Here is a 25,048-nt window from a genome sequence, read left to right on the forward strand (position 1 = left end):
AGTCAAGAGCGCGGCAAGGACACGCGAAAGCCGGTGCGGGTCACCCAAGTGGGCGCCCGCACCGGCTTGTTGACGGACCGTGTGCGGCGGGCCGGTTCGCGTGCGGCGGGCCGACGCGTGTTCGGTCAGCCGACGAGGTTGTCGGCCAGCTCCTCCTCGCCGAGGTTGGCGTCCGTGCCGGGGATGCCGAGGTCCGAGGCCCGCTTGTCGGCCATGGCCAGCAGGCGGCGGATGCGGCCGGCGACGGCGTCCTTGGTCAGCGGCGGGTCGGCGAGGGCGCCCAGCTCCTCCAGGGAGGCCTGCTTGTGCTCCATGCGGAGCCGGCCCGCGGCGGCGAGGTGCTCGGGCACGTCGTCGGCGAGGATCTCCAGGGCGCGCTGGACCCGGGCGCCGGCGGCGACGGCCGCACGGGCCGAGCGGCGCAGGTTGGCGTCGTCGAAGTTGGCGAGGCGGTTGGCGGTGGCGCGGACCTCGCGCCGCAGCCGCCGCTCCTCCCAGGCCAGCACCGAGTCGTGGGCGCCGAGCCGGGTGAGCAGGGCGCCGATCGCGTCGCCGTCGCGGACCACGACCCGGTCCACGCCGCGCACCTCGCGGGCCTTGGCCGGGATCGACAGCCTGCGGGCGGCGCCGACCAGGGCGAGCGCGGCCTCGGGGCCCGGGCAGGTCACCTCCAGGGAGGAGGAGCGGCCGGGCTCGGTGAGCGAGCCGTGCGCCAGGAAGGCCCCTCGCCAGGCCGCCTCGGCGTCGCAGGTGGCCCCCGAGACCACCTGCGGCGGCAGGCCCCGGATCGGGCGGCCCCGGCCGTCCACCAGGCCGGTCTGGCGGGCCAGCTGGTCACCGCCCGCGACCACCCGAACGACGTAACGCGAACCGCGGCGCAGTCCGCCCGGCGCCATCACGATCAGCTCCGAGCTGTGCCCGAAGATCTCCAGAATGTCCTGCTTCAGCCGGCGGGCCGCCCTCGCGGTGTCCAGCTCGGCCTCGATCACGATGCGCCCGCTCACCAGGTGAAGGCCGCCGGCGAACCGCAGAATGGCGGAGACCTCCGCCTTTCTGCAGCAGGTACGGGTGACGGGGAGCCGGGAGATCTCATCCTTCACCGCTGCCGTCATCGCCATGGGCCGATCCTTCCATGCATCCGAAAAATACGGTCGTACGCGGCGGCCAGCAGCTCCGGGTCGTGCCTCGGGGTCCCGTCGGTCCGGGCGACCGGAGCCAGTTCGACCGCGGCGCCGAACCGTTTCGCGGCGTCGGTGAGCGAGTCACGGTCGGGCACGGCGGCCTCGTCGGCCAGCACCACGTCCAGGGCGAGTTTAGGGGCGTGTCGTCCCAAAACCTCCAAATGACGCTGCGGGGAGAAGCCCTCGGTTTCTCCGGGTTGCGGAGCGAGGTTCAAGGAGAGCACCCGGCGGGCCTTCGTCTCGGCGAGCGCGTCCAGCAGATCGGGTACGAGCAGGTGCGGGATGACCGAGGAGAACCAGGAGCCGGGGCCGAGCACCACCCAGTCCGCGTCCAGGACGGCGTCGACCGCCTCGGGGACGGCGGGCGGGTCGTTCGGCACCAGGTGCACGGACTGCACCTCACCGGGCGTGAGCGCCACGTTCGCCTGCCCGCGCACGGTGTCCACCTCGTCGGGCCGGTCCGGGTCGTGCCCCCTGACCAGGGCCTGGAGCTCCAGCGGCACGGCCGACATGGGCAGCACGCGCCCCTGCGCGCCGAGCAGCTTGCCGACCAGGTCCAGCGCCTGGACGTGGTCGCCCAGCTGCTCCCACAGGGCGACGATCAGCAGATTGCCGACCGCGTGCTCGTGCAGGTCGCCCTGGGACTGGAAGCGGTGCTGGATGACGCGGGCCCAGGTCTGGCCCCAGTCGTCGTCGCCGCACAGCGCGGCCAGCGCCTTGCGCAGGTCGCCGGGCGGCAGGACACCCAGCTCGTCGCGCAGCCGCCCGCTGGAGCCGCCGTCGTCGGCCACGGTGACGACGGCGGTGAGGTCGCCGGTGATCCGGCGCAGTGCGGCGAGCGAGGCGGACAGGCCCATGCCGCCGCCGAGGGCGACGACCTTGGGCTGGGTGCCGCGGCGACGCGGCTTGCCGCCGCGCGCCTGTTCGGGCCGGGCGGCGCGGGCTTCGGCGGGCCTGCCGCCGCGCCCCTCGGGCACCACCCGGCGCAGCCTGCTCAGCCGCGGAGTACGTCCTGTCATTCCCGTCCCATGTCCCGGTGGACGACCACCGTCTCCACGCCCTCGGCGACGAGCCGGGCGGCGAGCTTCTCCGACATGGCCACGGACCGGTGCTTGCCGCCGGTGCAGCCGACGGCGACGGTCACATAGCGCTTGCCCTCCCGACGGTAGCCCGCGGCGATCATCTGGAGCAGCTCGGTGTAGCGGTCGAGGAACTCCTTGGCCCCGGGCTGGTTGAGGACGTACGAGGACACCTCCTCGTTCAGGCCGGTGAAGGGGCGCAGCTCCGGGACCCAGTGCGGGTTGGGCAGGAAGCGCATGTCCACGACCAGGTCGGCGTCGACCGGGAGGCCGTACTTGAAGCCGAAGGACATGACGGTGGCCCGCAGCTCGGGCTCCTCGTCGCCGGCGAACTGGGCGTCCATCTTGGCGCGCAGCTCGTGCACGTTGAGACTGGAGGTGTCGATCACCAGGTCGGCGTCGCCGCGCAGCTCGCGCAGCAGTTCCCGCTCGGCGGCGATGCCGTCGACGATGCGGCCGTCGCCCTGGAGGGGGTGCGGGCGGCGCACCGACTCGAAGCGGCGCACCAGTGCGTCGTCGGAGGACTCCAGGAAGACGATCCGCCGGGTGACGCCGCGGGCGTCGAGGTCCGCGAGGGATTCGCGCAGGTTGTCGAAGAAGCGCCGGCCGCGGACGTCGACGACGACCGCGATCCGGGCCACGTTGCCCTGGGAGCGGGCGCCGAGCTCCACCATGGTGGGGATCAGCGCGGGCGGGAGGTTGTCGACGACGAACCAGCCCAGGTCCTCCAGACACTTGGCGGCCGTCGAGCGGCCTGCCCCGGACATGCCGGAGATGATCACCAGCTCGGGGATGGCCGCCTCGTGCGCCCCGGCTGTTTCCTTGCCCGTACTCACCTGTGCTCCGTCGTCCTGGCGCTGTTCGGAGGCGGCCGTCTGCGGGCCCGCCCCCTCGCCGGTCGTGCCGTGGGCCTGTTCTCGTTCCACTGCGGGCTGTGCCTCGTGCTCGGTCATCTCTCCTGCCCCCGTCGTTCGTCCGGGGTGCCCGCGGACACGGGCTCCCCCGGGGCATCCGTCGTCGTCTCGGGTGCCCCGTCCTCGTCATCCATGATCTCTCCGGTCGCCGTGTTCACGGCGGGCGCGGCCGGGGTGGCCCGGGCGAGGGCCACGGCCACGGTCTCGGCCGTCTTGCGGCCTATGCCGGGCACCTCGCAGATCTGGTCGATCGTCGCCGACCGGAGCCTCTTCACCGAACCGAAGTGCTTGATCAGCGCCTGCTTGCGGGTCTCCCCGAGGCCCGGCACGTCGTCCAGCGGGCTGGAGCGGAAGCGCTTGGCGCGCTTGGCGCGCTGGTAGGTGATCGCGAAGCGGTGCGCCTCGTCGCGGACCCGCTGGAGCAGGTACAGGCCCTCACTGGTGCGGGGCAGGACGACCGGGTCGTCCTCGCGGGGCAGCCACACCTCCTCCAGTCGCTTGGCGAGTCCGCAGACGGCGATGTCGTCGATGCCGAGCTCGTCCAGGGCCCGCTGGGCCGCCGCGACCTGCGGCTGCCCGCCGTCGACGACGACGAGCTGCGGCGGGTAGGCGAAGCGCTTGGGACGGCCGTCGTCGTCCTTCAGGGCCGGGCCGTCCGTGAGCTGCTCGCCGCCTGCCTCCGTCCCGTCCGCCGGGTCCTCCCCGTCCGCCCACTCGCCGGTCTTCTCCTTCTCCGCGAGGTAGCGGCGGAAGCGGCGGGTGATGACCTCGTGCATGGAGCGGACGTCGTCCTGGCCGGCGAAGCCCTTGATCTGGAACCGGCGGTATTCGCTCTTCCGGGCCAGCCCGTCCTCGAAGACGACCATGGAGGCCACGACGTCGTCGCCCTGGAGGTGCGAGATGTCGTAGCACTCGATCCGGAGCGGGGCGCTGTCCAGGTCGAGGGCCTCGGCGATCTCCTCCAGCGCGCGCGAGCGCGTCGTCAGGTCGGAGGCGCGCTTGGTCTTGTGCAGGACGAGTGCCTGCTGTGCGTTGCGCTGGACGGTCTCCATCAGCGCCTTCTTGTCGCCGCGCTGCGGGATCCGCAGCGACACGCCCGACCCGCGGCGCTCCGTCAGCCACTGCTGGACCGGCTCCAGCGGATCGGGCAGGGCGGTGACCAGGACCTCCTTGGGGACGGCGTCCCCGGTCTCCTCGCCGTACAGCTGCTGGAGGGCGTGCTCGACGAGGGCGCCGGTGGTGACCTCCTCCACCTTGTCCGTGACCCAGCCGCGCTGGCCGCGCACGCGCCCGCCGCGCACGTGGAAGATCTGGACGGCCGCCTCCAGCTCGTCCTCGGCGACCGCGATCAGGTCGGCGTCGGTCGCGTCGGCGAGCACGACCGCGCTCTTCTCCATGGCCTTCTTGAGGGCCCCGATGTCGTCGCGCAGGCGCGCCGCCCGCTCGTACTCCATCTCCTCGGCCGCCTCGGCCATCTGCCGCTCCAGGCGGCGCAGGTAGGTACCGGTGCGGCCGGTCATGAAGTCGCAGAACTCGTCGGCCAGGTCCCAGTGGTCGTCCGCGGAGATGCGCTCGACACAGGGCGCCGAGCACTTGCCGATGTAGCCGAGCAGACAGGGGCGGCCGGTCCGGGCGGCGTTCTTGAAGACTCCGGCGGAGCAGGTGCGCACCGGGAAGACGCGCAGCAGGAGGTCGACCGTGTCGCGGATCGCCCAGGCGTGTCCGTACGGTCCGAAGTAGCGCACGCCCTTCTTCTTGTGGCCGCGCATCACCTGCACGCGCGGGAACTCCTCGTTCATCGTCACCGCGAGGTACGGGTAGCTCTTGTCGTCGCGGTACTTCACGTTGAACCGGGGGTCGTACTCCTTGATCCAGGAGTACTCCAGCTGCAGCGCCTCGACCTCCGTGGACACCACCGTCCACTCCACGGACGCGGCCGTGGTGACCATGGTGCGGGTGCGGGGGTGGAGGTTCGCCAGGTCCTGGAAGTAGTTCGCCAGGCGCTGGCGCAGGCTCTTCGCCTTTCCGACGTAGATCACCCGGCGGTGCTCGTCACGGAACCTGTACACCCCCGGGGAGTCCGGGATCTCACCCGGCCTGGGGCGGTAGCTGGAGGGGTCGGCCATGACTCACACCCTACTGGCGGGGACCGACACTCCGACGGGGCTGTGGACGACGGGCCAGGACCTTGCGGACGACCGGAAGGGGGGGCGGGGGGGCGACGGTCCGGGGCCGCTCGGTCACGCCGGGTGCCCTCGGGGCGGCGGGCCGGTGTGTTCTCGGCCAGGAGCGCGTCGCGGTCGGGCGTCAGGTGTTGTCGGGGCTTGGTCAACACGCTTCAATGCGGGGGGACTCGGGGCCCTGGAGCGCGGCGTACGGATGTGAAGACCCTCTGTGCCGCAACGGGGGCGGCGGCCCCGACCCTCGGCGGATCCACTCGACGGATCCGCGCCGAACGGTCTGACCAGCCGTTGTGGACTTCACAGAAAGGCCCCTGCATGCCGCACGCCACTCAGCACGCGGACGTCGCCACCGCGGAACTCGACTCGGCCCTGCGCGGCGGCCCCTTCCACGTCGCCCTGCGCGCCGCGATCGCCGCTCGTGGACTACCGCTGCAGCGGGTGCAGCACCATCTGTCGCGCCACGGGGTGAGAGTGGGCGTCACGAGTCTGAGCTACTGGCAGCAGGGCGCTCGGCGGCCGCAGCGCCCGGAGTCGCTGCGGGCCGTGCGTGCACTGGAGGAGATACTCCAGCTGCCCGAGGAGTCGCTGATACGCCTGCTCGCCGAGGCCGACGAGGACACCTCGGCCAAGCGGCCCGCGACCCGTTCCTACCGCTCCTACGTGGAGGCCTCGGGCGCACTCGACCGGCTGCTGGCCGAGCTGGATCATCCGCCGTCGGACGGCGGGGTGTACACCCTCGGGCACCAGGAACTGATCCGGGTCGGGCCCCGCCGCGAGCTCGCGGGCCGCGAGTCGCACCACATCGTCCGTGCCCACCGCGACGGCGTCGACCGTTTCGTCGCCGTCCACCAGGGCGACCCGGGATGCGCTCCCGCGCGGATGACCGTCCACGCGCTGGAGAACTGCCGTACGGGACGCGTCCGCACCCACCACGAGACCGGGGTGCTCGTGACCGAGCTGCTCTTCGACACGCGCCTGCGGGCCGGGGACACCCACCTCTTCCGCTACGGCGTGGAGGACGGCACGGCGGGGGCGTCGCGCGAGTACGTCCGCGGGTTCGGCTCGGCGAGCGGGCAGTACGCGCTCCAGGTGCGGTTCGACGCCGCGGCCCTGCCGGTGCGCTGCCACCGGTTCACGCAGCACTCGCCGGCGGCACCGCGCGGCGGCCGGCAGGAGCTGGCCCTCAGCGGGCGGCACCACTCGGTGCATCTCGTGGAGCCGCGGGTGCGGTCGGGGATGCTGGGGATCGGGTGGGACTGGGAGTGAACTGGTCGCACTGGGAGTGAGCGGGCCTGCCTGACAGTAGGCGGGCCGACCTGGGAGTGAGCGGGCCGACCTGGGAGTGAGCGGGTGGGACCCGAGGCAACAGGCGGGACCCGGAAGGGACAGGCGGGACCGGCACGGGCAGGTGGAACCGGCAGGGACAGGCAGAACCGGCACGGACAGGCGGAACCGGAAGGGACAGGCGGAACCGGAAGGGACAGGTGGAACCGGAAGGAGCAGGTGACGCCGCCCGTGCCGGTCAGACCCCGGGGCTCGCGACGATCCGGCCCTGCTTCTCCTCGACCGGCAGTTCGATGAGTGGCACGGTCGCCGGGGCGTGCAGCACCTCGCCGGTCCGGGCGTCGAATTCGCTGCCGTGGCAGGGACAGACGAGTTTCGTTCCCTCCAGCTTCTTGATGGGACAGCCCGCGTGCGTGCAGACCGTGCTGAACGCCTTCAGGGAGCCGTCCTCGGCCCGGCTGACCACCACGTTCGCGTCCCGGTAGAGCTTGGTCGCGCCCTTGGCGACCTCACCGTCCGTACCGAGGTCGACCGGCGCGGTCGGCCTGGCCGGCGCGGCACCGTCGTCGCCCGGTGAACAGGCGGCCAGACCGAGTCCGGCGACAGGCGTGAGGGCCGCCGAGCGCAGGACGGTGCGGCGGCTCGGGACGGGACGGCCGGGCATGGGGTCTCCACTGGTCGGGGGCGTGCAGGGCGACGATATCCGGCGGCCGTGACCGCGACCGAGGGCGGGTCGCACCGACGCGGCGGCATCCGCGAGGGTCGCGTAAACGCTTGCGCAAGCGTTTACGCGACCCTCGCGGATGGGGTACGGTCCCGGCCAGTACGCGCGGGGCGGCACAGAGGCGACGCGCGGCAGTACGGGAAAGGGGGCACGCCGATGGCGACCATGGCCGACGTCGCACGCAGCGCCGGGGTCTCCGTGGCGACCGTCTCGCACGTGCTCAACGACACCCGTCCCGTGCTGCCGCGCACCCGCCAGGCGGTGCTGGACGCCATCGAGGAGCTCGGCTACACCCCGAACACCCTGGCCCGCTCCCTGGTGACCGCCCGCACCCGCTCCATCGGGCTCGCGGTGTCGGCGATCAGCAACCCGTACTTCACGGAGATCCTCCAGGGCGTCGAGGCCGCCGCCCTGGAGCACGGCTACAGTCTGCTCATCGCGGACCCGCACGACGATCCGGGACACGAGCGCAAGGTCGTCCAGCTACTGCACGAGCGGCGTGTGGACGGCATGATCGTCGCGCCCTCCGCCGATCCGCGCGACCTCGTCGCCTACCTCGGCCGCCATCGCGTGCCGGCCGTGTTCCTCGACCGGGTCCTGGACGTGCCGGAGGGCGACGGGGCCCCGCGCTTCGACCAGGTGTGCGCCGAGAGCGCCGAGCCGACGACCCGGCTGGTCACCCATCTCTCCGGGCTCGGCCACCGCAGGATCGGGCTGGTCGCGGGCCGGCCGGGGCTCAGCACGACGCGCGAGCGGATCACCGGCTACCGGCACGGCCTCGCCGCCGCCGGACTGCCGTACGACGAACGGCTCCTGGTCCATGGCGACTCCGAGGCGGACGGCGGTGCCCGGGCCACGGCGGCCCTGCTGTCCCTGGCGGTGCCGCCCACCGCGCTGGTCACCGCGAACAACGCGATGACCATCGGCGCGCTGCGCGCCCTGCGGGACCACGGTCTGTCCGTGCCCGCCGACCTCGCACTGTGCTGCTTCGACGACTTCGCCTGGGCGGACCTCTTCTCCCCCCGGCTCACCGCCGTCGCGCAGCCCAGCAGGGAGCTGGGCGCCCAGGCCGTACGGCTGCTGCTGGAACGCCTCGCCGCGCCGGACCGGCCGGCGCGGACCCTGCGGCTGCCCTGCGCCTTCGTCCACCGCACCTCGTGCGGCTGCCCCGAGCAGCCCCAACGAGCCTCCGCAAAGGCTCAGGAAAGGAGTCTTCCGTGATCGTCGTCGCCGGTGAGGCACTGATCGACCTGGTACCGCAGGGCACGGGTGCGCTCGCCGCGCTGCGGCCGGCGCTCGGCGGCGGGCCGTTCAACACGGCCGTCGCGCTGGGCCGTCTCGGCTCGCCCACCGCCTTCTGCTCCCGGGTGTCGCACGACGCCTTCGGCGAGGCGCTCCTGGACCGGCTGCGTGAAACCGGCGTGGACGTCTCGCCGGTACAGCGCGGGGCCGAGCCGACGACACTCGCCGTGGCCACGGTGGACGCCGACGGCTCGGCCGCGTACTCCTTCTACGTGGACGGGACGGCGGACCGGCTGTTCTCGGTGCCCGCCGCGCTGCCGTCCGGCGCCCGGGCGGTCTCCTTCGGCACCTGCTCGCTGGTGCTGGAGCCGGGGGCGAGCGCGTACGAGGAACTGCTGCGCGGGACGGCCGCGCGGGGGGTCTTCACGGCGCTGGACCCGAACATCCGGGCGGGTTTGATCGCGGACCCGGACGCCTACCGGGCCCGGTTCAGGAGCTGGCTGCCCTCGGTGTCGCTGCTGAAGCTGTCCGCCGAGGACGCCGAGTGGCTGGGCGGCACGCCCCGGGAGTGGCTGTCGGCGGGCCCGGCGGCGGTCGTGGTCACCCGGGGCGGTGCCGGGCTGACGGCGTACACCCGTGACGGGAGTGAGTACACCGTGCCGGGCGAGCGCGTCGACGTGGTGGACACGATCGGTGCGGGCGACACGGTGAACGCGGCGCTGCTGCACGGCCTCGCGGTACGGGACGCCCTCGGTGCGGAGGCGGTGGCCGGTCTGGGGGCGGAGGGCTGGGCGGAGCTGCTGGGGTTCGCCGCCCGCGCGGCGGCGGTCACCTGTTCGCGGGCGGGCGCGGAGCCGCCGTACGCCCACGAGGTGGCCGTCTGAACACCAACGGCAACGGCTCGTCTCGGTGATCAGCCCGTCGGCCTCACCCCACGCAGGGCGCCGGGGCGGCGGCCGTCGAGGCGGTCCGGGGCCGCGGCCGTGGCGTCGTTCGCGGGGAGGTGTACGACGATCCGTCGGCCCTCCTCGGGAAGCGCCGGCGTCTCGTACGACAGCTGCGGGGGCCCGGCCTCCGGGTGCTCGACGTACTGCGTCCCGACGCGTCGAGGGCCACAGCGAGGTCTGCGAACCGGTCGGCCACCACCGGCCGACACCGGTTGACACGGGTTGACGCCGGTTGACGCCGGTTGACGCCGCCCTCGCCGTCACCGTCAGCTCGTCGCTCCGGGGCTGCTCGGGGAGGTGGTGAAGATCCAGCTCCTCATACGGTTCGTGGAGCCGGCGGGTGCCTGCGCCGCGTCGGTGCGCGAACGCCGCGCCGGGCCCCACGGGATCTCCGTGGGGCCCGGCGCGGCTTCGGCTCAGGCCTTGCTCGTCCGCGTCGTCTTCTTCGCGGCGGGCTTGGTGGCCTTCGTGGTGGCCTTCTTGGCCGCCGTGGTGGCGGATTTCTTCGCGGCCGTGCCGGTGACCGTCCTGGTGGCGGTCTTCTTCGCGGAGGCCCTGGTCGCCACCGTCTTGGCGGCCGCCTTGCGCGGGGCCTTCACCGGGGCGGCGTCACTGATCCGGTCGGCGCCCAGGACGTCTTGCAGGAACTTCCCGGTGTGGCTGGCGGGAACGCCGGCCACCTGCTCGGGCGTGCCCTCGGCGACCACCAGGCCACCACCGGCGCCGCCCTCGGGGCCCATGTCGACGACCCAGTCGGCGGTCTTGATCACGTCGAGGTTGTGCTCGATGACGATGACCGTGTTGCCCTTGTCGACCAGGCCGGACAGGACGGTGAGCAGCTTGCTGATGTCCTCGAAGTGCAGACCGGTGGTCGGCTCGTCCAGGACGTAGACCGTGCGCCCGGTGGAGCGGCGCTGCAGCTCGCTGGCGAGCTTGACGCGCTGTGCCTCGCCGCCGGACAGGGTGGTCGCGGACTGACCGAGCCGGACGTAGCCGAGGCCGACGTCCTTCAGCGTCTTCATGTGCCGGGAGATCGCGGGGACCGCCTCGAAGAAGTCGGTCGCCTCCTCGATCGGCATGTTCAGGACGTCGGCGATGGACTTGCCCTTGTAGTGGACCTCCAGGGTCTCCCGGTTGTACCGGGCACCGTGGCAGACCTCGCACGGGACGTAGACGTCCGGGAGGAAGTTCATCTCGATCTTGATCGTGCCGTCGCCCGCGCAGTTCTCGCAGCGGCCGCCCTTGACGTTGAAGGAGAACCGGCCGGGCATGTAGCCGCGGACCTTCGCCTCGGTCGTCTCGGCGAACAGCTTGCGGACGTGGTCGAAGACGCCGGTGTACGTCGCCGGGTTCGACCGCGGGGTGCGGCCGATGGGCGACTGGTCGACGTGGACGACCTTGTCGACCAGGTCGTCGCCGTCCACGCGCGTGTGCCGGCCGGGGACGCTCCGTGCGCCGTTCAGCTCGCGCGCCAGGTGCGTGTACAGGATGTCGTTGACCAGGGTCGACTTGCCGGAACCGGAGACGCCGGTGACGGCCGTGAACACGCCCAGCGGGAAGGACACGTCGATGTCCTGGAGGTTGTTCTCGCGGGCGCCGTGCACGGTGAGCTGCCGGGAGGGGTCGCGCGGGCGCCGGATGTCGGGCAGCGGGATGGCCTTCTTGCCGGACAGGTACAGACCGGTCTGCGACTCGGCGTTGTCGAGCAGTTCCTTGAGGGAGCCGCTGTGCACGACCTTGCCGCCGTGCTCACCGGCGCCGGGGCCGATGTCGACGATCCAGTCGGCGACCTTGATGGTGTCCTCGTCGTGCTCGACGACGATGAGCGTGTTGCCCATGTCGCGGAGCCGGACGAGGGTCTCGATCAGCCGGTGGTTGTCGCGCTGGTGCAGGCCGATGGACGGCTCGTCGAGGACGTACAGCACGCCGACGAGTCCGGAGCCGATCTGGGTGGCCAGGCGGATGCGCTGGGCCTCGCCGCCGGAGAGGGTGCCTGCCGCGCGGTTCAGCGAGAGGTAGTCCAGGCCTACGTCGACCAGGAACCGCAGCCGCTCGTTGACCTCCTTGAGCACGCGCTCGGCGATCTTCTTGTCGCGGGCGCTGAGCTTCAGCTCGCCCAGGAAGTCCGCGCAGTCGCTGATGGACATCGCCGAGACCTCGGCGATCGACTTGCCCATGACGGTGACCGCGAGGACGAGCGGCTTCAGCCTGGTGCCCTCACAGGTGGGGCAGGGCACCTCGCGCATGTAGCCCTCGAAGCGCTCACGGCTGGCGTCGCTCTCGGCCTCGCTGTGCCGGCGCTTGACGAAGGGGATCGCGCCCTCGAAGGCCGTGGTGTACCGGCGCTCGCGGCCGTACCGGTTGCGGTAGCGGACCTCGACCTGGGTCTTGTGGCCGTACAGCAGGGCCTTGCGGGCGCGCAGCGGCAGGCCCGCGAAGGGGATGTCCGTCCGGAAACCCAGGGCGTCCGCGAGGGCACCGATGAGGCGGCCGAAGTAGTCCTTGGTGTGTCCGTGCGACCAGGGGTGGATGGCGCCCTCGTCGAGGGACTTGTCCTCGTCCGGGACGATCAGTTCCGCGTCGACCTCCATGCGCGTGCCGATGCCGGAGCAGTCGGGGCAGGCGCCGAAGGGCGAGTTGAAGGAGAAGGAGCGGGGCTCCAGCTCCTCGAAGGACAGGTCGTCGTACGGGCAGTACAGGTGCTCCGAGTACATGCGCTCGCGCTCGGGGTCGTCCTCGGGGAGGTCGACGAAGTCGAGCACGACCATGCCGCCGGAGAGGCCGAGGGCGGTCTCCACGGAGTCGGTGAGGCGGCGCTTGGCGGTGTCCTTGACCGTGAGGCGGTCGACGACCACCTCGATGGTGTGCTTCTCCTGCTTCTTCAGCGTGGGCGGGTTGGAGAGCTGGATGGTCTCCCCGTCGACACGCGCGCGGGAGTAGCCCTTGGTCTGGAGGTCGGCGAAGAGGTCGACGAACTCGCCCTTGCGCTCGCGCACCAGCGGCGACAGCACCTGGAAGCGACTGCCCTCGGGCAGCTCCAGGACCCTGTCGACGATGGCCTGCGGCGACTGGCGCGTGATCGGCCGGGCGCACTGGGGGCAGTGCGGCTTGCCGATGCGGGCGAAGAGCAGGCGCAGGTAGTCGTAGACCTCGGTGATGGTGCCGACGGTGGAGCGAGGGTTGCGCGAGGTCGACTTCTGGTCGATGGAGACCGCCGGGGAGAGGCCCTCGATGAAGTCGACGTCCGGCTTGTCCATCTGGCCGAGGAACTGCCGGGCGTAGGAGGAGAGCGACTCCACGTAGCGCCGCTGGCCCTCGGCGAAGATGGTGTCGAAGGCCAGGGAGGACTTGCCCGACCCGGACAGGCCCGTGAAGACGATGAGCGAGTCACGAGGCAGGTCGAGCGAGACGTTCTTCAGGTTGTGCTCGCGCGCGCCACGGACGATGAGACGGTCGGCCACGCCGGTCCGCACCTTTCTTGAGAGAAGTGACAGGGGCGAGGCCCCCGTCTTTCTCAGACTAGGGGGAGCCACTGACAACGCCGGTCGGATTCACCGGTTGTCAACAAACCCCGACTCCCCAGCATGCCCGACGCCGCATCCGACCATATAGCACGTGCATTCGATTTGCGGGCGTCGTCCGCCACCTTCACCCGAAGGTGTGGCACGGTCTAGGGTCAGCAGCATGATTGATCACGCGCATGACCTGGCGTCTGTACGTGACGCTACCGAGCGGCTGCTCACCGCGGTCGGGAAACTGGACAACGCGTCCGTGACGGAGTCGTCACGGCTTCCGGGCTGGACCCGGGGCCACGTCCTCGCCCACCTCGCCCGCAACGCGGACGCCCTCGTGAACGTCCTCGAAGGACGCCCCATGTACGTCTCCGGCGAGGCCCGGGACGCCGACATCGAGCGGGACGCCCCGCGCCCCCTCGACGCCCAGCTCACCGACGTGCGCGAGAGCGCGGCCCGGTTCCAGGACGCCTCGGCCGCGCTCGCGGACTGGTCGCGCACGGTGGAGCTGCGGGGCGGCGTCACCGACTCCGCGTCCCGGTTGCCGTTCCGGCGGTGGGTCGAGGTGGAGCTGCACCACGTGGACCTGGACATCGGGTACGAGCTGGAGGACCTTCCGGCGGAGTTCACGGAGCGGGAGACCGACTTCCTGGCCGCCCGGTTCGCGGGGCACCCTGACGTGCCGCCCACCCGCCTCACGGACGGCACGCGCGCGTGGAGCACGGGCCGGGAGGCGGCCGGGCCCGAGGTGACGGTCACCGGTCCCCCGGCCGACTTGCTGGGCTGGCTCGCCGGGCGCCGCGAGGGGACCGCGCTGTCGGCGGAGGGCGGCCCGCTGCCGTCGCTGCCGCCGCTGTAGCCCGGGGACGGCGGTCGGGCCGCCTCCCAGCGCTAGGCTGGCGGTCATGACCTACAGCGGAGAGGTGCGGGTCGGCGGCCCCGCCGACGTGCACGAGCTCAAGGACCTGATGATCACCAAGGTCGCGGTCGGCCCGATGGACAACAACGCCTATCTGCTGCGCTGCCGGGCCACCGACGAGCAGCTGCTGATCGACGCCGCGAACGACGCGCACTCGCTGCTCGGCACGATCGGTGACGGCGGCCTCGCGTCCGTCGTCACCACCCACCGGCACGGCGACCACTGGCAGGCGCTCGCCGACGTCGTCGGGGCCACCGGCGCCCGCACCTACGCGGGCCGGCACGACGCCGAGGGCATCCCGGTGCCGACCGATGTCCCGGTCGACGACGGCGACACGATCCGGGTGGGGCAGGTGGAACTCACCGCGCGTCACCTGGTCGGGCACACTCCGGGCTCCATCGTCCTGGTGTACGACGATCCGCACGGGCATCCCCATGTGTTCACCGGGGACTGTCTCTTCCCCGGCGGTGTGGGCAACACACACGACGATCCGGAGGCGTTCGCGAGCCTGATCCGCGATGTCGAGACCAAGGTCTTCGACGTCCTCCCGGACGAGACGTGGGTCTACCCGGGGCACGGCAAGGACACCACGCTCGGCGCGGAGCGGCCCCACGTGCCGGAGTGGCGCGCTCGCGGCTGGTGAACGCCGCACGCGCCTCGTGTGACGCGTACAAGGGCCGCCGGTTCCCCGATTCCCGCTCCCGGCCGGCGGCCCCGGCAGCTCAGGCCTGGGCCCGTCCCGCCCCGGCCAGCGCCGCGATCCGCTCCACGCCGAACACGTACCCCTGCACACCGCACCCCGCGATCACACCGTCGGCGCGCTGCGAGACGTAGGAGTGGTGCCGGAACGACTCGCGCTGGTGGATGTTGGAGATGTGGACCTCCACCACCGGCAGCCCGTCGCAGGTGTTGAGCGCATCCAGGAGCGCGACGGATGTGTGCGAGTAGGCGGCGGGGTTGATCACGATCCCGCAGTGGTTCAGCCGGGCCTCGTGGATCCAGTCGACGAGTTCGCCCTCGTGGTTGGACTGCCGGAAGTCCACCGTGCCTCCGTGTGCCGTCGCCGCCTTCACGCACAATGCCTCGACGTCGGCGAGGGTGTCGGAGCCGTAGATCTCCGGCTGACGCTGACCCAGCAGGTTCAGGTTGGGGCCGTTGAGGATCATGATCGGGGCGCTGGCCAGGGTGCGGGGCACGGTTCCTCCGGTCCGTTCGGGGTGCGGTGGCCCTTGCGCGACCGCTGCTCGGACCCCGGTCTATCACGGTGCGCCGATGATCCGTCCGGCCGTACCCTCCGTGCATGACGCCGATCGCGTACCCGCCCAAGCCCTCGCCCGGCGACCGTGTCGCGGTGCTGTCCCCCTCCTCCGGTCTGCCTGGACTCTTCCCGCTCCCCTACGAGTTGGGCCTGGAACGGCTGCGCAAGGAGTACGGGCTGGAGCCGGTGGAGTACCCGGCCACCCGGAAGATGGGCTCGACGCCCGGCGAGCGGGCCGCCGACATCCACGCGGCCTTCGCCGACCCCGGGATCAAGGCCGTGATCGCGTCGATCGGCGGCGACGATCAGATCACCGTACTGCCGCTGCTCGACCGGGAGCTGATCCGGGCCAACCCGAAGCCGTTCTTCGGCACGAGCGACAACACGAACCTGCTCGCCTATCTGCGCAACACCGGCATCGTCGGCTACCACGGCGCGAGCGTCATGGTCGAGCTGGGACGTCCCGTCGCCATGCACCCGCAGACCGCCGACTCCCTGCGCGCGGCGCTGTTCACCCCGGGCCCGTACGAGCTGCGGCCGGCCGAGCGCTGGAACGACGTCAACCGCGACTGGGCCGACCCGGCGACCTTCGACGAGGAGCCCGGGTCCCGGCCCGGTTCGGGCTGGTCCTGGGTGAACGCCGGCCGGGTGGCCGAGGGACGCAGCTGGGGCGGCTGCCTGGAGATCCTCGCCGGGCTGCTGATGGCCGACCGCGAGATAGCGCGCGACCCCGCGGAGTACGACGGCGGCGTGCTGATCCTGGAGACCTCCGAGGAACTGCCGAGCGCCACGGAGGTCTTCCGCACCCTGCGCAACATGGGCGAGCGCGGGCTGCTCCACCGTTTCTCCGCACTGCTGATGGCCCGACCCAGGACGTGGTCCTTCGAGCGGCCCAACAGCCCCGAGGAGGCCGCCCGGTACGCGGCGGAGCAGCGTGAGGCGGTACTGCGGGCGATGCGGGCCTACGCTCCCGAGGCCACGATCGTCTTCGACGTGGACTTCGGCCACACCGATCCGCAGGTCGTCATCCCGTACGGGGGCACCGTACGGGTCGACGGACCCGCCCGGCGCATCACCGTCACGTACTGACGCTCGCCCCGCCTATGTCCGTGTCTACGACTGTGACTACGGCTACGGCTACGGCTTGACGGCGAGTTCCAGATACGCCGCGAACGGCACCAGGTGGGTGAAGGCCAGCCGCACGACCGCGACCACGGACGTGGCAGTCGTCCCATGCGTGATGAGCGCCCTGGGACGAGTGACCATGCGGAGATCGTCGCAGCGGGCGACGGCCCCGCATTCTTAGTCACGCGGGCCGGGGGGACCGGTTCGTCCTCCCCGCGGTGGGCACGCCAGAAGCGGCGGGCGGCTCTTCGCCGCCCGCCGCTCCCGGTGCCGGTCCCCGACGCCCGGCCGGGGGTCGTACGTGGTCAGGCCTCGACGCTGTCCTTCGGGGCGTCGTCGTCCTTGGCGACCGCGGCTTCCGCCTCGGCCTGCTTCTTGGAGGCGCGGAGGCTGGTGATCGTGGTGATGATCAGGACGGAGCAGATCACGCCGAGCGAGACCGGGATGCTGATCTCGGGGACGTGGACCCCGGACTCGTGCAGGGCGTGCAGCACCAGCTTGATGCCGATGAAGCCCAGGATGACCGACAGACCGTAGGAGAGGTGCACCAGCTTCCTCAGCAGGCCGCCGAGGAGGAAGTACAGCTGGCGCAGACCCATCAGGGCGAACGCGTTGGCCGTGAACACGATGTACGGGTCCTGGGTCAGACCGAAGATCGCCGGAATGGAGTCCAGGGCGAAGAGCACGTCGGTGGTGCCGATCGCGAGCATCACGACCAGCATCGGGGTCATGACGCGCTTGCCGTTCTCCTCGATCCACAGCTTGGTGCCGTGATAGCGGTCGGCGACGCCGAAGCGGCGCTCGGCCGCCTTGAGCAGCTTGTTCTCTTCGAACTCCGCGTCGTCCTCGTCGGCCCTGGCCTCCTGGATGAGCTTCCAGGCGGTGTAGATGAGGAAGGCACCGAAGATGTAGAAGACCCAGGAGAAGTTGGCGATGATCGCGGCGCCCGCCGCGATGAAGATGGTCCTGAGGATCAGGGCCACGAGGACACCGATGAGGAGGACTCGCTGCTGGTACTGCGTGGGCACCGCGAACTTCGCCATGATCAGGATGAAGACGAAGAGGTTGTCCACGCTGAGGGACTTCTCGGTGATGTAGCCCGCGAAGAACTCGCCGGCGGGCTGACCGCCACCGAAGACGAACAGGCCGATTCCGAAGAGGGCCGCCAGGGCGATCCAGACGGCCGTCCAGATCCCGGCTTCCTTGATCGATACGTCGTGCGGCTTGCGGCCGATGAAGAAATCGGCGCCGATCAGAGCGGCAAGGCCCACGACGGTCAGGACCCAAAGGGTCACAGAAACTTCCACTACTACGCCTCCGGCAGTACGTCACACGGCAAATGTCAGCGTCGTCGCTACCGGAGGTCTCTTCCACCCGGGTCCGGGACGCGTGACGCGCTCGGAACCCACGGGCCGACGCCCCGGGATCTGGCCTGATCCGTATTGACGGGTACGCCGCACAGACAGGGAGTACTCCCCTCCGTACGGACGACAGTACCCCATTCCCCAAGGGAGGGTAAAGAGATTTGCAAATTAAGCTCAAAAGCCCAGCTCGGGAGCGGTCACCGGTCCCACGGACGGCGGGCTGCGGCGACCTGGGTGAGCACGCGCTGGAGCACCTGGCTGCCGGGCGGCACGAGCGCGGGCTCGTACGTCCAGGCATGCCCGACCCACGGGTCGGCGAGGTGGTCGTCGGCCACCGGCGTCAGCCGGAGCAACGAGCGCCACAGCGGGTCGAGCAACGGCCCGTACCCGGCGGACTCCTCACGGTCGGCGACCATCATCAGGTGGACGCCCACGGCCGGCCCCTCGTCGGCGAGATAGCGGAGCTGGTTCACCGCCCGGTCGTCGAAACCGTGCGGGAAGTCGTTGACGATCAGGAGCTGCTGGGACGTGTCGAGACCGGGCGGAAGCGCGTCGGGAGCGCCTCCGCGCAACGCCATCTGCACCAGGTCGACGCGCTGGGTGAGGCGGGCGAGCACGTCCGCCGTCCCGGCGGCGCCCAGGGCGGGCGGGGCCGCGAGCACTCCGGTCTGCACCAGCGGCGCCAGTGCCGACGCCCCTGATCCGGCCGGGTCGATGACGTGCACGGTGAACTCGCCCGCCGGATAGACGGCGAGCAGCCTCGCCGCGTGCGCGACCGCCGTCTCCAGACCCAGGCGCCGCATCTCGTGGGAGTCGGCGAACGAACCGTCGCGCGAGGCGGAACGCCCGCTGTCGATCCACAGACCGCGCTCCAGCGGCAGCCGGACCAGCAGCGGGATGCGTATGCGGTCCGTCTCGGGGAGATGGAGATCACCCAGCCGCAGGGCCATGGGGATCTCCATGGGTACGCGGTAGGCGTGCCAGACCGGGTTGTCCCAGCGCGCGTAGGCCGCCGGGAGGGCGGGCTCGACCACTTCCGCCTCGGCGGCGAGCTGAGCGACGTCCCGGTCCAGGGCCTCCCGGGCCTTGGACACGAGCTGGGTGTGCCGGGTGCGCGCCGCTTCCCGGGCGGCGTCGCCCTGACCGCCGATCCGGCTGCGCGGGTCGGACAGGACCTGGTCGAGTTCCTTCTCCATACGCGAGTCGGCGAAGTCGACGGCGCTGCGGTACGCGGCCGTGGTGCGGGCCAGGTCCTCGAACATGCCCCACACCTGGTTGTAGAGCCGCTCTTCCATGGACCAGCCGGTGGCGTCGCCCGCGACGGGCCGCGCGGGCTGCCCGGGTGCGGCCGGGGGCGCGGTCGGTGGAGGCGGAGGCGGAGCGGCGTTCCGCCGGCGCGGGTGGCTGTAGTCGATCGGGCCGCTGCCGGTGGGCGCGGACGGCTGGCCGGCGGTGGTGGAGTCCCCCGGTGCGGCCGGATACGGCTGCTGTGTGCCGTGCTGTGCCGGAACGCCGGGCGTCTGCGGGTCGGACACACCCTGGGCGTCGTACGGGGACGCCGGGGGCACGGGGCCGGGGGCGCCCTGGGGTGCGGCGGCGCCGTGGTCCGGGCCGTGCGCCGGGGTGGCGGCCTGCCGGGAGCGGTTGCCGTCGGCCGTCCGTGCCGGGGGTGCCGGCACCGAACGGGCCAGGCCGCCGGCCACCGCCTCCTGGATGCTTCGGGCGAGCTGGTGGGCCTGGGGCAGGTTCTGGTCGGTGAGGAGTTCGGCGAGGCCGCCCGTGTAGCCCTGACCGACGGCGCGCACCTTCCAGGCACCCTGCCGCCGGTAGAGCTCCAGCGCGATGACGGCTGACTCGGCCTCAAGACCGGTGATGGTGTAGCTGGCGACCTCGTCGCCGTCGAGGTCCGTGACGGCGACGAAGGGGGCGGCGACGGCACCGAAGCGGCCCGGGCCCGTCCCGCCGGCAGGCAGGGCGAGCAGCACACTGACGCGGTGCACCGCGTCCGGCACGGCGTCCAGGTCCACCGCGAGACGGTGGTCGGCGGCCGCCTGCCGGGAGACCTCCAGACCGGGCAGGGCGGGCGTGCCCGGGTGGGCCACCCATTCGACGCCGTGGACCCTGCCGCTCTCGTCGCCGAGCGTTGCTCCGGCCACGATCGGCGTGCCGGCCGAGACCCGGATCTCGAGACGGGTCCGGGGAAGCGGGTGGTTCTGTCCCCGCGTCAGCTCGGCCGTCATCGCCTTTCCCCCTGTGTCACTCGTGCGTCACTCGTGATGTGTCGTGCGGCGACCGCCCGCCCTGCTCACGGGGCCGGCCAGTACCTGTCGTCCTGCTACAGGACCGGCAGGATGGTCGGCATGAGGTCCTGGAAGGTGCGGCCGTTGGCCGGGGAACCGATGGCGGTCATCGCCCAGCCCTGGCCCGCGCGGTGCACCTTCGCCATGATCTGGGCCGTGTAGGCGCCGCCGCCGGCCAGCGTGTAGCGGGCGAGCTCCTGGCCGTTGGTCTCGTCGACCAGGCGGCAGAACGCGTTCTGCACTTCCTGGAAGGTCTGGCCCGTGAAGGAGTTCACGGTGAAGACGATCTGGTCGATGTGGACCGGGACGCGCTGCAGGTCGACGAGGATCGCCTCGTCGTCGCCGCCCTGGCCGACACCGCCGACGAGGTTGTCCCCGGTGTGGCGCACCGAGCCGTCGTCGCTCACCAGGTGGCGGAAGAAGACGACGTCGACCGGCTGCTTGTCCGCGAACAGGACGGCCGAGGCGTCCAGGTCGATCTCCCGGGTGCGCGAGCCGAAGAGGCCGCGCCGGGGAGCCGCCTGCCAGCCGAGACCCATGCGCACCGACGTCAGGCTGCCGCCGTCGCTCTTCTGCAGACTGATGGCCTGACCCTTGGTCATGTTGACGGTCACGCGCTGATCCCCTCTCGAACTGTCCCCTGTTGCCGCGGACCCGCGGTTGACCAGAACCCTACGCAGGGACACTGACAGCGCCCCACCCCGGTCCGCACTTTGTGTCGGTCTTGCAACACAGCGCGTGCCCGGGCGGGCCGTCAGGCCAGACCGGCCTCCTTCATCTGACGCAGTTCCTTCTTCATCTCGGAGACCTCGTCCCGCAGCCGGGCCGCGATCTCGAACTGCAGGTCCGCGGCGGCCGCCCGCATACGGGTGGTGAGGTCCTCGATCTGTCCGGCGAGCTCCGCCGCGGGCCGGTCGGTCGGCACGGTTTCCTTGCTCTTGCCCTTGCCCTTGCTCTTGGCCGCCTTGGCGCCGGCCGTCGCCTGGCCGCCGAGGGCGGGCACGGGGGCCTTGGCGCCCTTGCCGTCCTTCGACTGGCGGTAGCCGGAGCCGAGCAGCTGCTCGGTGTCGATGTCCTCGCGGGCGATCTGCGCGACGATGTCGTTGATCTTCTTGCGGAGCGGCTGCGGGTCGATGCCGTTCGCCTTGTTGAACGCGACCTGCTTCTCGCGGCGGCGGTTGGTCTCGTCGATCGCCTTCTCCATCGCCGGCGTGATCTTGTCGGCGTACATGTGGACCTGGCCCGAGACGTTGCGCGCGGCGCGGCCGATGGTCTGGATCAGGGAGGTGCCGGAGCGCAGGAAGCCCTCCTTGTCGGCGTCGAGGATCGCCACCAGGGAGACCTCCGGCAGGTCGAGGCCCTCCCTCAGCAGGTTGATGCCGACCAGGACGTCGTACTCACCGGCGCGTAGCTCACGCAGGAGTTCGACGCGGCGCAGGGTGTCGACGTCGCTGTGCAGGTAGCGGACCTGGATGCCGAGTTCCAGGAAGTAGTCGGTGAGGTCCTCGGCCATCTTCTTGGTGAGCGTGGTCACCAGGACGCGCTCGTCCTTCTCGGTCCGCTTGCGGATCTCGTGCACCAGGTCGTCGATCTGGCCCTCGGTGGGCTTGACGACGACCTCCGGGTCGACGAGCCCGGTGGGGCGGATGATCTGCTCGACGGCGCCGTCCGAGCGGGAGAGCTCGTAGGTGCCCGGGGTCGCCGACAGGTACACCGTCTGTCCGATGCGTCCCTGGAACTCCTCCCACTTCAGTGGACGGTTGTCGAGGGCGGAGGGCAGCCGGAAGCCGTGGTCGACCAGGGTCCGCTTGCGGGAGGCGTCGCCCTCGTACATGGCGCCGATCTGCGGGACGGTGACGTGCGACTCGTCGATGACGAGCAGGAAGTCGTCCGGGAAGTAGTCCAGCAGGGTGTTCGGAGGGGAGCCGGGCAGGCGGCCGTCGAAGTGCATGGAGTAGTTCTCGACGCCGGAGCAGGAGCCGATCTGGCGGAGCATCTCCAGGTCGTACGTCGTGCGCATCCGCAGTCGCTGGGCCTCCAGCAGCTTGCCCTGCTTCTCCAGCTCGGACAGTCTCTCGCCCAGCTCCTTCTCGATGTCGTTGACCGCCCGCTCCAGGCGCTCGGGACCCGCGACGTAGTGGGAGGCGGGGAAGACGTACAGCTGCTGGTCGTCGCTGATGATCTCGCCGGTGACCGGGTGGAGCGTGGACAGGGCCTCGATCTCGTCACCGAACATCTCGATGCGGACCGCGAGCTCCTCGTAGACCGGGAAGATCTCGATGGTGTCGCCGCGCACCCGGAAGGTGCCGCGGGCGAAGGCCATGTCGTTGCGCGTGTACTGGATGTCCACGAAGCGGCGCAGCAGCTCGTCCCGGTCGTGCTCCTCGCCCACCCGGAGCGGGACCATGCGGTCCACGTACTCCTGCGGGGTGCCGAGGCCGTAGATGCAGGAGACGGAGGCGACCACGACGACGTCGCGGCGGGTGAGCAGCGAGTTGGTCGCCGAGTGGCGCAGGCGCTCCACCTCCTCGTTGACCGAGGAGTCCTTCTCGATGTAGGTGTCCGACTGCGGGACGTACGCCTCGGGCTGGTAGTAGTCGTAGTACGAGACGAAGTACTCGACGGCGTTGTTCGGCAGCAGTTCGCGGAACTCGTTCGCCAGCTGGGCGGCCAGTGTCTTGTTCGGTGCCATCACGAGAGTGGGGCGCTGGAGCTTCTCGATCATCCACGCGGTGGTGGCGGACTTGCCGGTGCCGGTCGCGCCGAGCAGGACGACGTCCTTCTCGCCTGCTTCGATACGCCGGGCGAGCTCGGCGATGGCCGCCGGCTGGTCGCCGTTCGGCTGGTAGGGGCTGACGACCTCGAAGGGCGCCACCGTGCGTTCGATCTGGGAAACGGGCCGCATGGGTTCCACCGTACGACCCCGCACTGACAACGGGTCCGGATCAGCGGTTCTGCGGGGTTCGGGAGCGCCGGACGCGCGGGCGGCGCGTGTGGTGGGCGGGGTGGTGCGGAGGACGGCGGACCGTGCGCGGAGGCTCGGGGTGGGCGGGGACGCCCGGCTTCCGCTCGACGGGGGCTCCGGCGGACTTCTCCATGATCATCAGCGGGTCGAACATCACCACGACGCCGGCGAGGAGGAGGAAGGCCAGAGGGCCGATCAGCATGGGGGCGAGCAGTTCCGCGGCCGAGCCCCCGGTGGAGGGATCGGCCGTGCCGTGGAGGTGGACTTCGAGGGCGGCCATGCCCGTGTAGTGCATGCCGGTGACGGCCAGCCCCATGACCAGGCTGGCGCCGACGCTCCACAGGAATCCCCGGACCTGTCCGGCAGCCCACAGGGCGGCGGTGGCGGCGGCCATGGCTATGACGACGGACACGGCCACGGTGAACGTGTTGTACGTCAGCTGCCCGTCCAGGCGCATCCCGGCCATACCCAGGTAGTGCATCGACGCGATGCCCAGGCCGGTGATGGTGCCGCCGGTGAACAGGGCCGTTCCTCGCGCGCCCCGATAGCCGACGATGAAGATCCCGATGCCCACCATGACGATGGCGACGGCCAGGCTGGCGAAGGTCATCAGCCAGTCGTAGCGGATCGGCGTGTGTTCGATCGTGAAGCCCATCATGGCGATGAAGTGCATGGTCCAGATACCGGAGCCGATCGCCGCCGAGCCGAGCGCGAGCCATCCCGGGCGCCCGGACCGGGTGACCCGCATGGACCTGGTGGTGCAGCGCAGACCGAGGGCACCGCCGAGGCAGGCCATGAGGTAGGCCACCAGCGGTGTGACGAGTCCGTAGCTGAATCCGTCGACCGTGCCTTGCATGTGCGGCTGCCCTTCCGCCTTCTTGCACCCCGGTTACGACCCGGAATCACCTGATGTGCGCCCCTCCCGGAACCGCGCGAACGGTCAGGGTCGAGGCAGAGAGTATGACTCCCACCGGAATGGTCGAACGATTCTCCGGCAAAGAATCACGGCCCTGACCCACTTGTGGGGCCCCGGTGAGCGGAGTTGAGCAACTCCATTCAGCCTGTGGCCATTCTGCACCCCTCTCCCGTTGACTCTCCGGTGTCACAGTGGTGCTGTCCGTGATCGCTCGACGCGAGGAGTACGTATGCACGCGCGCGCAGTCGCCGTCACGACCACCGCGTTCCTGGGAGTCGCCCTGCTCACTCCGCTCTCGCACGCCAGGACCGCCCAGAGCGGGGACGACGGTCCCTCGGTCGTCGCCCACCGGGGCGCCTCCGGGTATGCGCCCGAGAACACGCTGGCCGCCGTCGACAAGGCGGCCGAGCTGGGCATCCGCTGGGTGGAGAACGACGTCCAGCGCACCAGGGACGGCGAACTCGTCGTCCTCCACGACGACAACCTGCGGCGCACGACCGACGTGGAGGAGGTCTTCCCCGACCGCTCGCCCTGGAAGGTGAAGGACTTCACCGCGGCGGAGATCGCGCGGCTGGACGCGGGAAGCTGGTTCGGATCCGAGTACGCGGGCGCGCGTGTGCCGACGCTGAAGCAGTACGTGGACCGCGTGGAGCACAACCACCAGAAGCTGCTGCTGGAGCTGAAGAACCCCCAGCTGTACCCGGGCATCGAGCAGCAGACCCTCAAGGTCCTCGCCAACGAGGGCTGGCTCGACCGGCGGCACGTGGCCGGCCGGCTGGTCGTGCAGAGTTTCAGCGCGGACAGCGTCCGGACCGTCCACGAGCTCAAGCCTGCCGTCAAGACCGGGTTCCTCGGCACCCCGCCGGTGTCGGACCTGCCGGAGTACGCGGAGTTCACCGACCAGATCAACCCCTCGTACGGCTCCCTCTCCATGGGCTACGTCTCCTCCGTGCACGCGTTCACGGGGCCGCACGGCAGGCCGATGGAGGTCCTCACCTGGACGGTCGACGACGCGGACACCGCCCGGCGGGTCGCCGGGTACGGCGTGGACGGCATCATCACCAACAAGCCCGACGTGGTGCGGGACGCCGTCGGCGAGGACGAGGACTCGGCACGCTGGTGATCCAGTCCCGCC

20 protein-coding genes are annotated in these 25,048 nt (G+C 71.2%); 7 read left to right on the plus strand and 13 right to left on the minus strand.

The features are described 5' to 3' along the window. Positions 1-125: 125 nt before the first annotated feature. The 4 genes from whiA to uvrC are packed head-to-tail and all read right to left on the minus strand — an operon-like array spanning position 126 to position 5,300. Positions 126-1,118: a DNA-binding protein WhiA gene (gene whiA / locus ACIQ6R_RS08805; RefSeq protein WP_122615079.1), complete on the minus strand. Its 993-nt coding sequence runs from the start codon at positions 1,116-1,118 to the stop codon at positions 126-128. Next, positions 1,109-2,200 carry a uridine diphosphate-N-acetylglucosamine-binding protein YvcK gene (yvcK, locus tag ACIQ6R_RS08810; protein ID WP_404173870.1) on the minus strand — a complete coding sequence of 364 codons (1,092 nt, stop codon included), beginning with the start codon at positions 2,198-2,200 and terminating at the stop codon, positions 1,109-1,111. Before yvcK ends, whiA begins: the two co-directional genes overlap by 10 nt. Further along, a complete protein-coding gene (rapZ, locus tag ACIQ6R_RS08815) occupies positions 2,197-3,213 on the minus strand; it encodes an RNase adapter RapZ (protein ID WP_404219810.1) in 1,017 nt (338 codons plus the stop codon). The genes yvcK and rapZ overlap by 4 nt, the downstream gene beginning before the upstream one ends. Continuing rightward, on the minus strand, positions 3,210-5,300 hold the full coding sequence (gene uvrC / locus ACIQ6R_RS08820; protein WP_404173875.1) for an excinuclease ABC subunit UvrC: 2,091 nt from the start codon (positions 5,298-5,300) through the stop codon (positions 3,210-3,212). Before uvrC ends, rapZ begins: the two co-directional genes overlap by 4 nt. 372 nt (positions 5,301-5,672) lie before the next feature. Between uvrC and ACIQ6R_RS08825 the strand changes: the two genes are divergently transcribed. After that, on the plus strand, positions 5,673-6,623 hold the full coding sequence (locus ACIQ6R_RS08825; protein ID WP_404219812.1) for a hypothetical protein: 951 nt from the start codon (positions 5,673-5,675) through the stop codon (positions 6,621-6,623). A gap of 256 nt (positions 6,624-6,879) precedes the next feature. Here the strand turns inward: ACIQ6R_RS08825 and ACIQ6R_RS08830 are convergent, their stop codons facing one another. Next, complete coding sequence (locus ACIQ6R_RS08830) at positions 6,880-7,305, minus strand: Rieske 2Fe-2S domain-containing protein (RefSeq protein ID WP_404173881.1); 426 nt, start codon at positions 7,303-7,305, stop codon at positions 6,880-6,882. Positions 7,306-7,521: 216 nt separating this feature from the next. Here ACIQ6R_RS08830 and ACIQ6R_RS08835 point away from each other — a divergent pair, with 216 nt between their 5' ends. Together ACIQ6R_RS08835 and ACIQ6R_RS08840 are read left to right on the plus strand one after the other, a co-directional pair. Then, positions 7,522-8,586, plus strand: coding sequence for a LacI family DNA-binding transcriptional regulator (locus tag ACIQ6R_RS08835; protein WP_404219814.1), 1,065 nt, complete (start codon positions 7,522-7,524; stop codon positions 8,584-8,586). Continuing rightward, on the plus strand, positions 8,583-9,491 hold the full coding sequence (locus tag ACIQ6R_RS08840; protein ID WP_404219816.1) for a carbohydrate kinase: 909 nt from the start codon (positions 8,583-8,585) through the stop codon (positions 9,489-9,491). The genes ACIQ6R_RS08835 and ACIQ6R_RS08840 overlap by 4 nt, the downstream gene beginning before the upstream one ends. A gap of 479 nt (positions 9,492-9,970) precedes the next feature. On the opposite strand, the gene uvrA is transcribed toward ACIQ6R_RS08840, so the two are convergent. Next, positions 9,971-13,015: an excinuclease ABC subunit UvrA gene (gene uvrA, locus ACIQ6R_RS08845; RefSeq protein ID WP_404219818.1), complete on the minus strand. Its 3,045-nt coding sequence runs from the start codon at positions 13,013-13,015 to the stop codon at positions 9,971-9,973. 223 nt (positions 13,016-13,238) lie between these two features. Here uvrA and ACIQ6R_RS08850 point away from each other — a divergent pair, with 223 nt between their 5' ends. Together ACIQ6R_RS08850 and ACIQ6R_RS08855 are read left to right on the plus strand one after the other, a co-directional pair. Beyond that, positions 13,239-13,925 (plus strand): maleylpyruvate isomerase family mycothiol-dependent enzyme, encoded by a 687-nt coding sequence (locus ACIQ6R_RS08850; protein WP_404219820.1) that lies wholly within the window; start codon positions 13,239-13,241, stop codon positions 13,923-13,925. A 46-nt stretch (positions 13,926-13,971) separates the two neighbouring features. Then, the gene (locus ACIQ6R_RS08855; RefSeq protein WP_404219822.1) at positions 13,972-14,628 is read left to right on the plus strand and encodes an MBL fold metallo-hydrolase; all 657 of its coding nucleotides are present in this window, start codon (positions 13,972-13,974) and stop codon (positions 14,626-14,628) included. A gap of 79 nt (positions 14,629-14,707) precedes the next feature. On the opposite strand, the gene aroQ is transcribed toward ACIQ6R_RS08855, so the two are convergent. After that, positions 14,708-15,181, minus strand: coding sequence for a type II 3-dehydroquinate dehydratase (gene aroQ, locus ACIQ6R_RS08860; protein WP_404219824.1), 474 nt, complete (start codon positions 15,179-15,181; stop codon positions 14,708-14,710). 104 nt (positions 15,182-15,285) lie between these two features. Here aroQ and ACIQ6R_RS08865 point away from each other — a divergent pair, with 104 nt between their 5' ends. Continuing rightward, entirely contained in the window at positions 15,286-16,332 is a 1,047-nt protein-coding gene (locus tag ACIQ6R_RS08865) for a S66 peptidase family protein (RefSeq protein ID WP_404219826.1), read from the plus strand. 48 nt (positions 16,333-16,380) lie between these two features. Here ACIQ6R_RS08865 and ACIQ6R_RS08870 read toward each other — a convergent pair whose 3' ends face one another. The 6 genes from ACIQ6R_RS08870 to ACIQ6R_RS08895 form a co-directional block, all read right to left on the minus strand. After that, entirely contained in the window at positions 16,381-16,509 is a 129-nt protein-coding gene (locus tag ACIQ6R_RS08870) for a hypothetical protein (protein WP_404219828.1), read from the minus strand. Positions 16,510-16,673: 164 nt separating this feature from the next. Continuing rightward, the gene (locus ACIQ6R_RS08875) at positions 16,674-17,675 is read right to left on the minus strand and encodes a TerC family protein (protein WP_404219830.1); all 1,002 of its coding nucleotides are present in this window, start codon (positions 17,673-17,675) and stop codon (positions 16,674-16,676) included. Positions 17,676-17,929: 254 nt separating this feature from the next. After that, positions 17,930-19,972 carry a TerD family protein gene (locus ACIQ6R_RS08880; RefSeq protein WP_404219832.1) on the minus strand — a complete coding sequence of 681 codons (2,043 nt, stop codon included), beginning with the start codon at positions 19,970-19,972 and terminating at the stop codon, positions 17,930-17,932. Positions 19,973-20,067: 95 nt separating this feature from the next. After that, entirely contained in the window at positions 20,068-20,646 is a 579-nt protein-coding gene (locus tag ACIQ6R_RS08885; protein ID WP_404173910.1) for a TerD family protein, read from the minus strand. A 140-nt stretch (positions 20,647-20,786) separates the two neighbouring features. Beyond that, positions 20,787-22,937, minus strand: coding sequence for an excinuclease ABC subunit UvrB (gene uvrB / locus ACIQ6R_RS08890; RefSeq protein ID WP_404219834.1), 2,151 nt, complete (start codon positions 22,935-22,937; stop codon positions 20,787-20,789). Positions 22,938-22,977: 40 nt separating this feature from the next. Then, on the minus strand, positions 22,978-23,853 hold the full coding sequence (locus tag ACIQ6R_RS08895; protein ID WP_404173916.1) for an MHYT domain-containing protein: 876 nt from the start codon (positions 23,851-23,853) through the stop codon (positions 22,978-22,980). A gap of 289 nt (positions 23,854-24,142) precedes the next feature. Here ACIQ6R_RS08895 and ACIQ6R_RS08900 point away from each other — a divergent pair, with 289 nt between their 5' ends. Further along, positions 24,143-25,036 (plus strand): glycerophosphodiester phosphodiesterase, encoded by an 894-nt coding sequence (locus tag ACIQ6R_RS08900; RefSeq protein WP_404219836.1) that lies wholly within the window; start codon positions 24,143-24,145, stop codon positions 25,034-25,036. Positions 25,037-25,048 lie beyond the last annotated feature (12 nt).

Origin of the sequence: Streptomyces sp. NPDC096048 (assembly GCF_044763415.1) — a bacterium.
Classification (GTDB): domain Bacteria; phylum Actinomycetota; class Actinomycetes; order Streptomycetales; family Streptomycetaceae; genus Streptomyces.

What these genes read in the sequence shown, in the direction of transcription:
- ACIQ6R_RS08835 (WP_404219814.1), top strand. Translation starts at nt 7,522, where the DNA reads ATGGCGACCATGGCCGACGTCGCACGCAGCGCCGGGGTCTCCGTGGCG.
- ACIQ6R_RS08855 (WP_404219822.1), top strand. Translation starts at nt 13,972, where the DNA reads ATGACCTACAGCGGAGAGGTGCGGGTCGGCGGCCCCGCCGACGTGCAC.
- yvcK (WP_404173870.1), bottom strand. Translation starts at nt 2,200, where the DNA reads ATGACAGGACGTACTCCGCGGCTGAGCAGGCTGCGCCGGGTGGTGCCC.
- ACIQ6R_RS08825 (WP_404219812.1), top strand. Translation starts at nt 5,673, where the DNA reads ATGCCGCACGCCACTCAGCACGCGGACGTCGCCACCGCGGAACTCGAC.
- ACIQ6R_RS08900 (WP_404219836.1), top strand. Translation starts at nt 24,143, where the DNA reads ATGCACGCGCGCGCAGTCGCCGTCACGACCACCGCGTTCCTGGGAGTC.
- ACIQ6R_RS08865 (WP_404219826.1), top strand. Translation starts at nt 15,286, where the DNA reads ATGACGCCGATCGCGTACCCGCCCAAGCCCTCGCCCGGCGACCGTGTC.
- uvrB (WP_404219834.1), bottom strand. Translation starts at nt 22,937, where the DNA reads ATGCGGCCCGTTTCCCAGATCGAACGCACGGTGGCGCCCTTCGAGGTC.
- ACIQ6R_RS08850 (WP_404219820.1), top strand. Translation starts at nt 13,239, where the DNA reads ATGATTGATCACGCGCATGACCTGGCGTCTGTACGTGACGCTACCGAG.
- whiA (WP_122615079.1), bottom strand. Translation starts at nt 1,118, where the DNA reads ATGGCGATGACGGCAGCGGTGAAGGATGAGATCTCCCGGCTCCCCGTC.
- rapZ (WP_404219810.1), bottom strand. Translation starts at nt 3,213, where the DNA reads ATGACCGAGCACGAGGCACAGCCCGCAGTGGAACGAGAACAGGCCCAC.
- ACIQ6R_RS08830 (WP_404173881.1), bottom strand. Translation starts at nt 7,305, where the DNA reads ATGCCCGGCCGTCCCGTCCCGAGCCGCCGCACCGTCCTGCGCTCGGCG.
- ACIQ6R_RS08895 (WP_404173916.1), bottom strand. Translation starts at nt 23,853, where the DNA reads ATGCAAGGCACGGTCGACGGATTCAGCTACGGACTCGTCACACCGCTG.
- ACIQ6R_RS08870 (WP_404219828.1), bottom strand. Translation starts at nt 16,509, where the DNA reads ATGGTCACTCGTCCCAGGGCGCTCATCACGCATGGGACGACTGCCACG.
- ACIQ6R_RS08880 (WP_404219832.1), bottom strand. Translation starts at nt 19,972, where the DNA reads ATGACGGCCGAGCTGACGCGGGGACAGAACCACCCGCTTCCCCGGACC.
- uvrC (WP_404173875.1), bottom strand. Translation starts at nt 5,300, where the DNA reads ATGGCCGACCCCTCCAGCTACCGCCCCAGGCCGGGTGAGATCCCGGAC.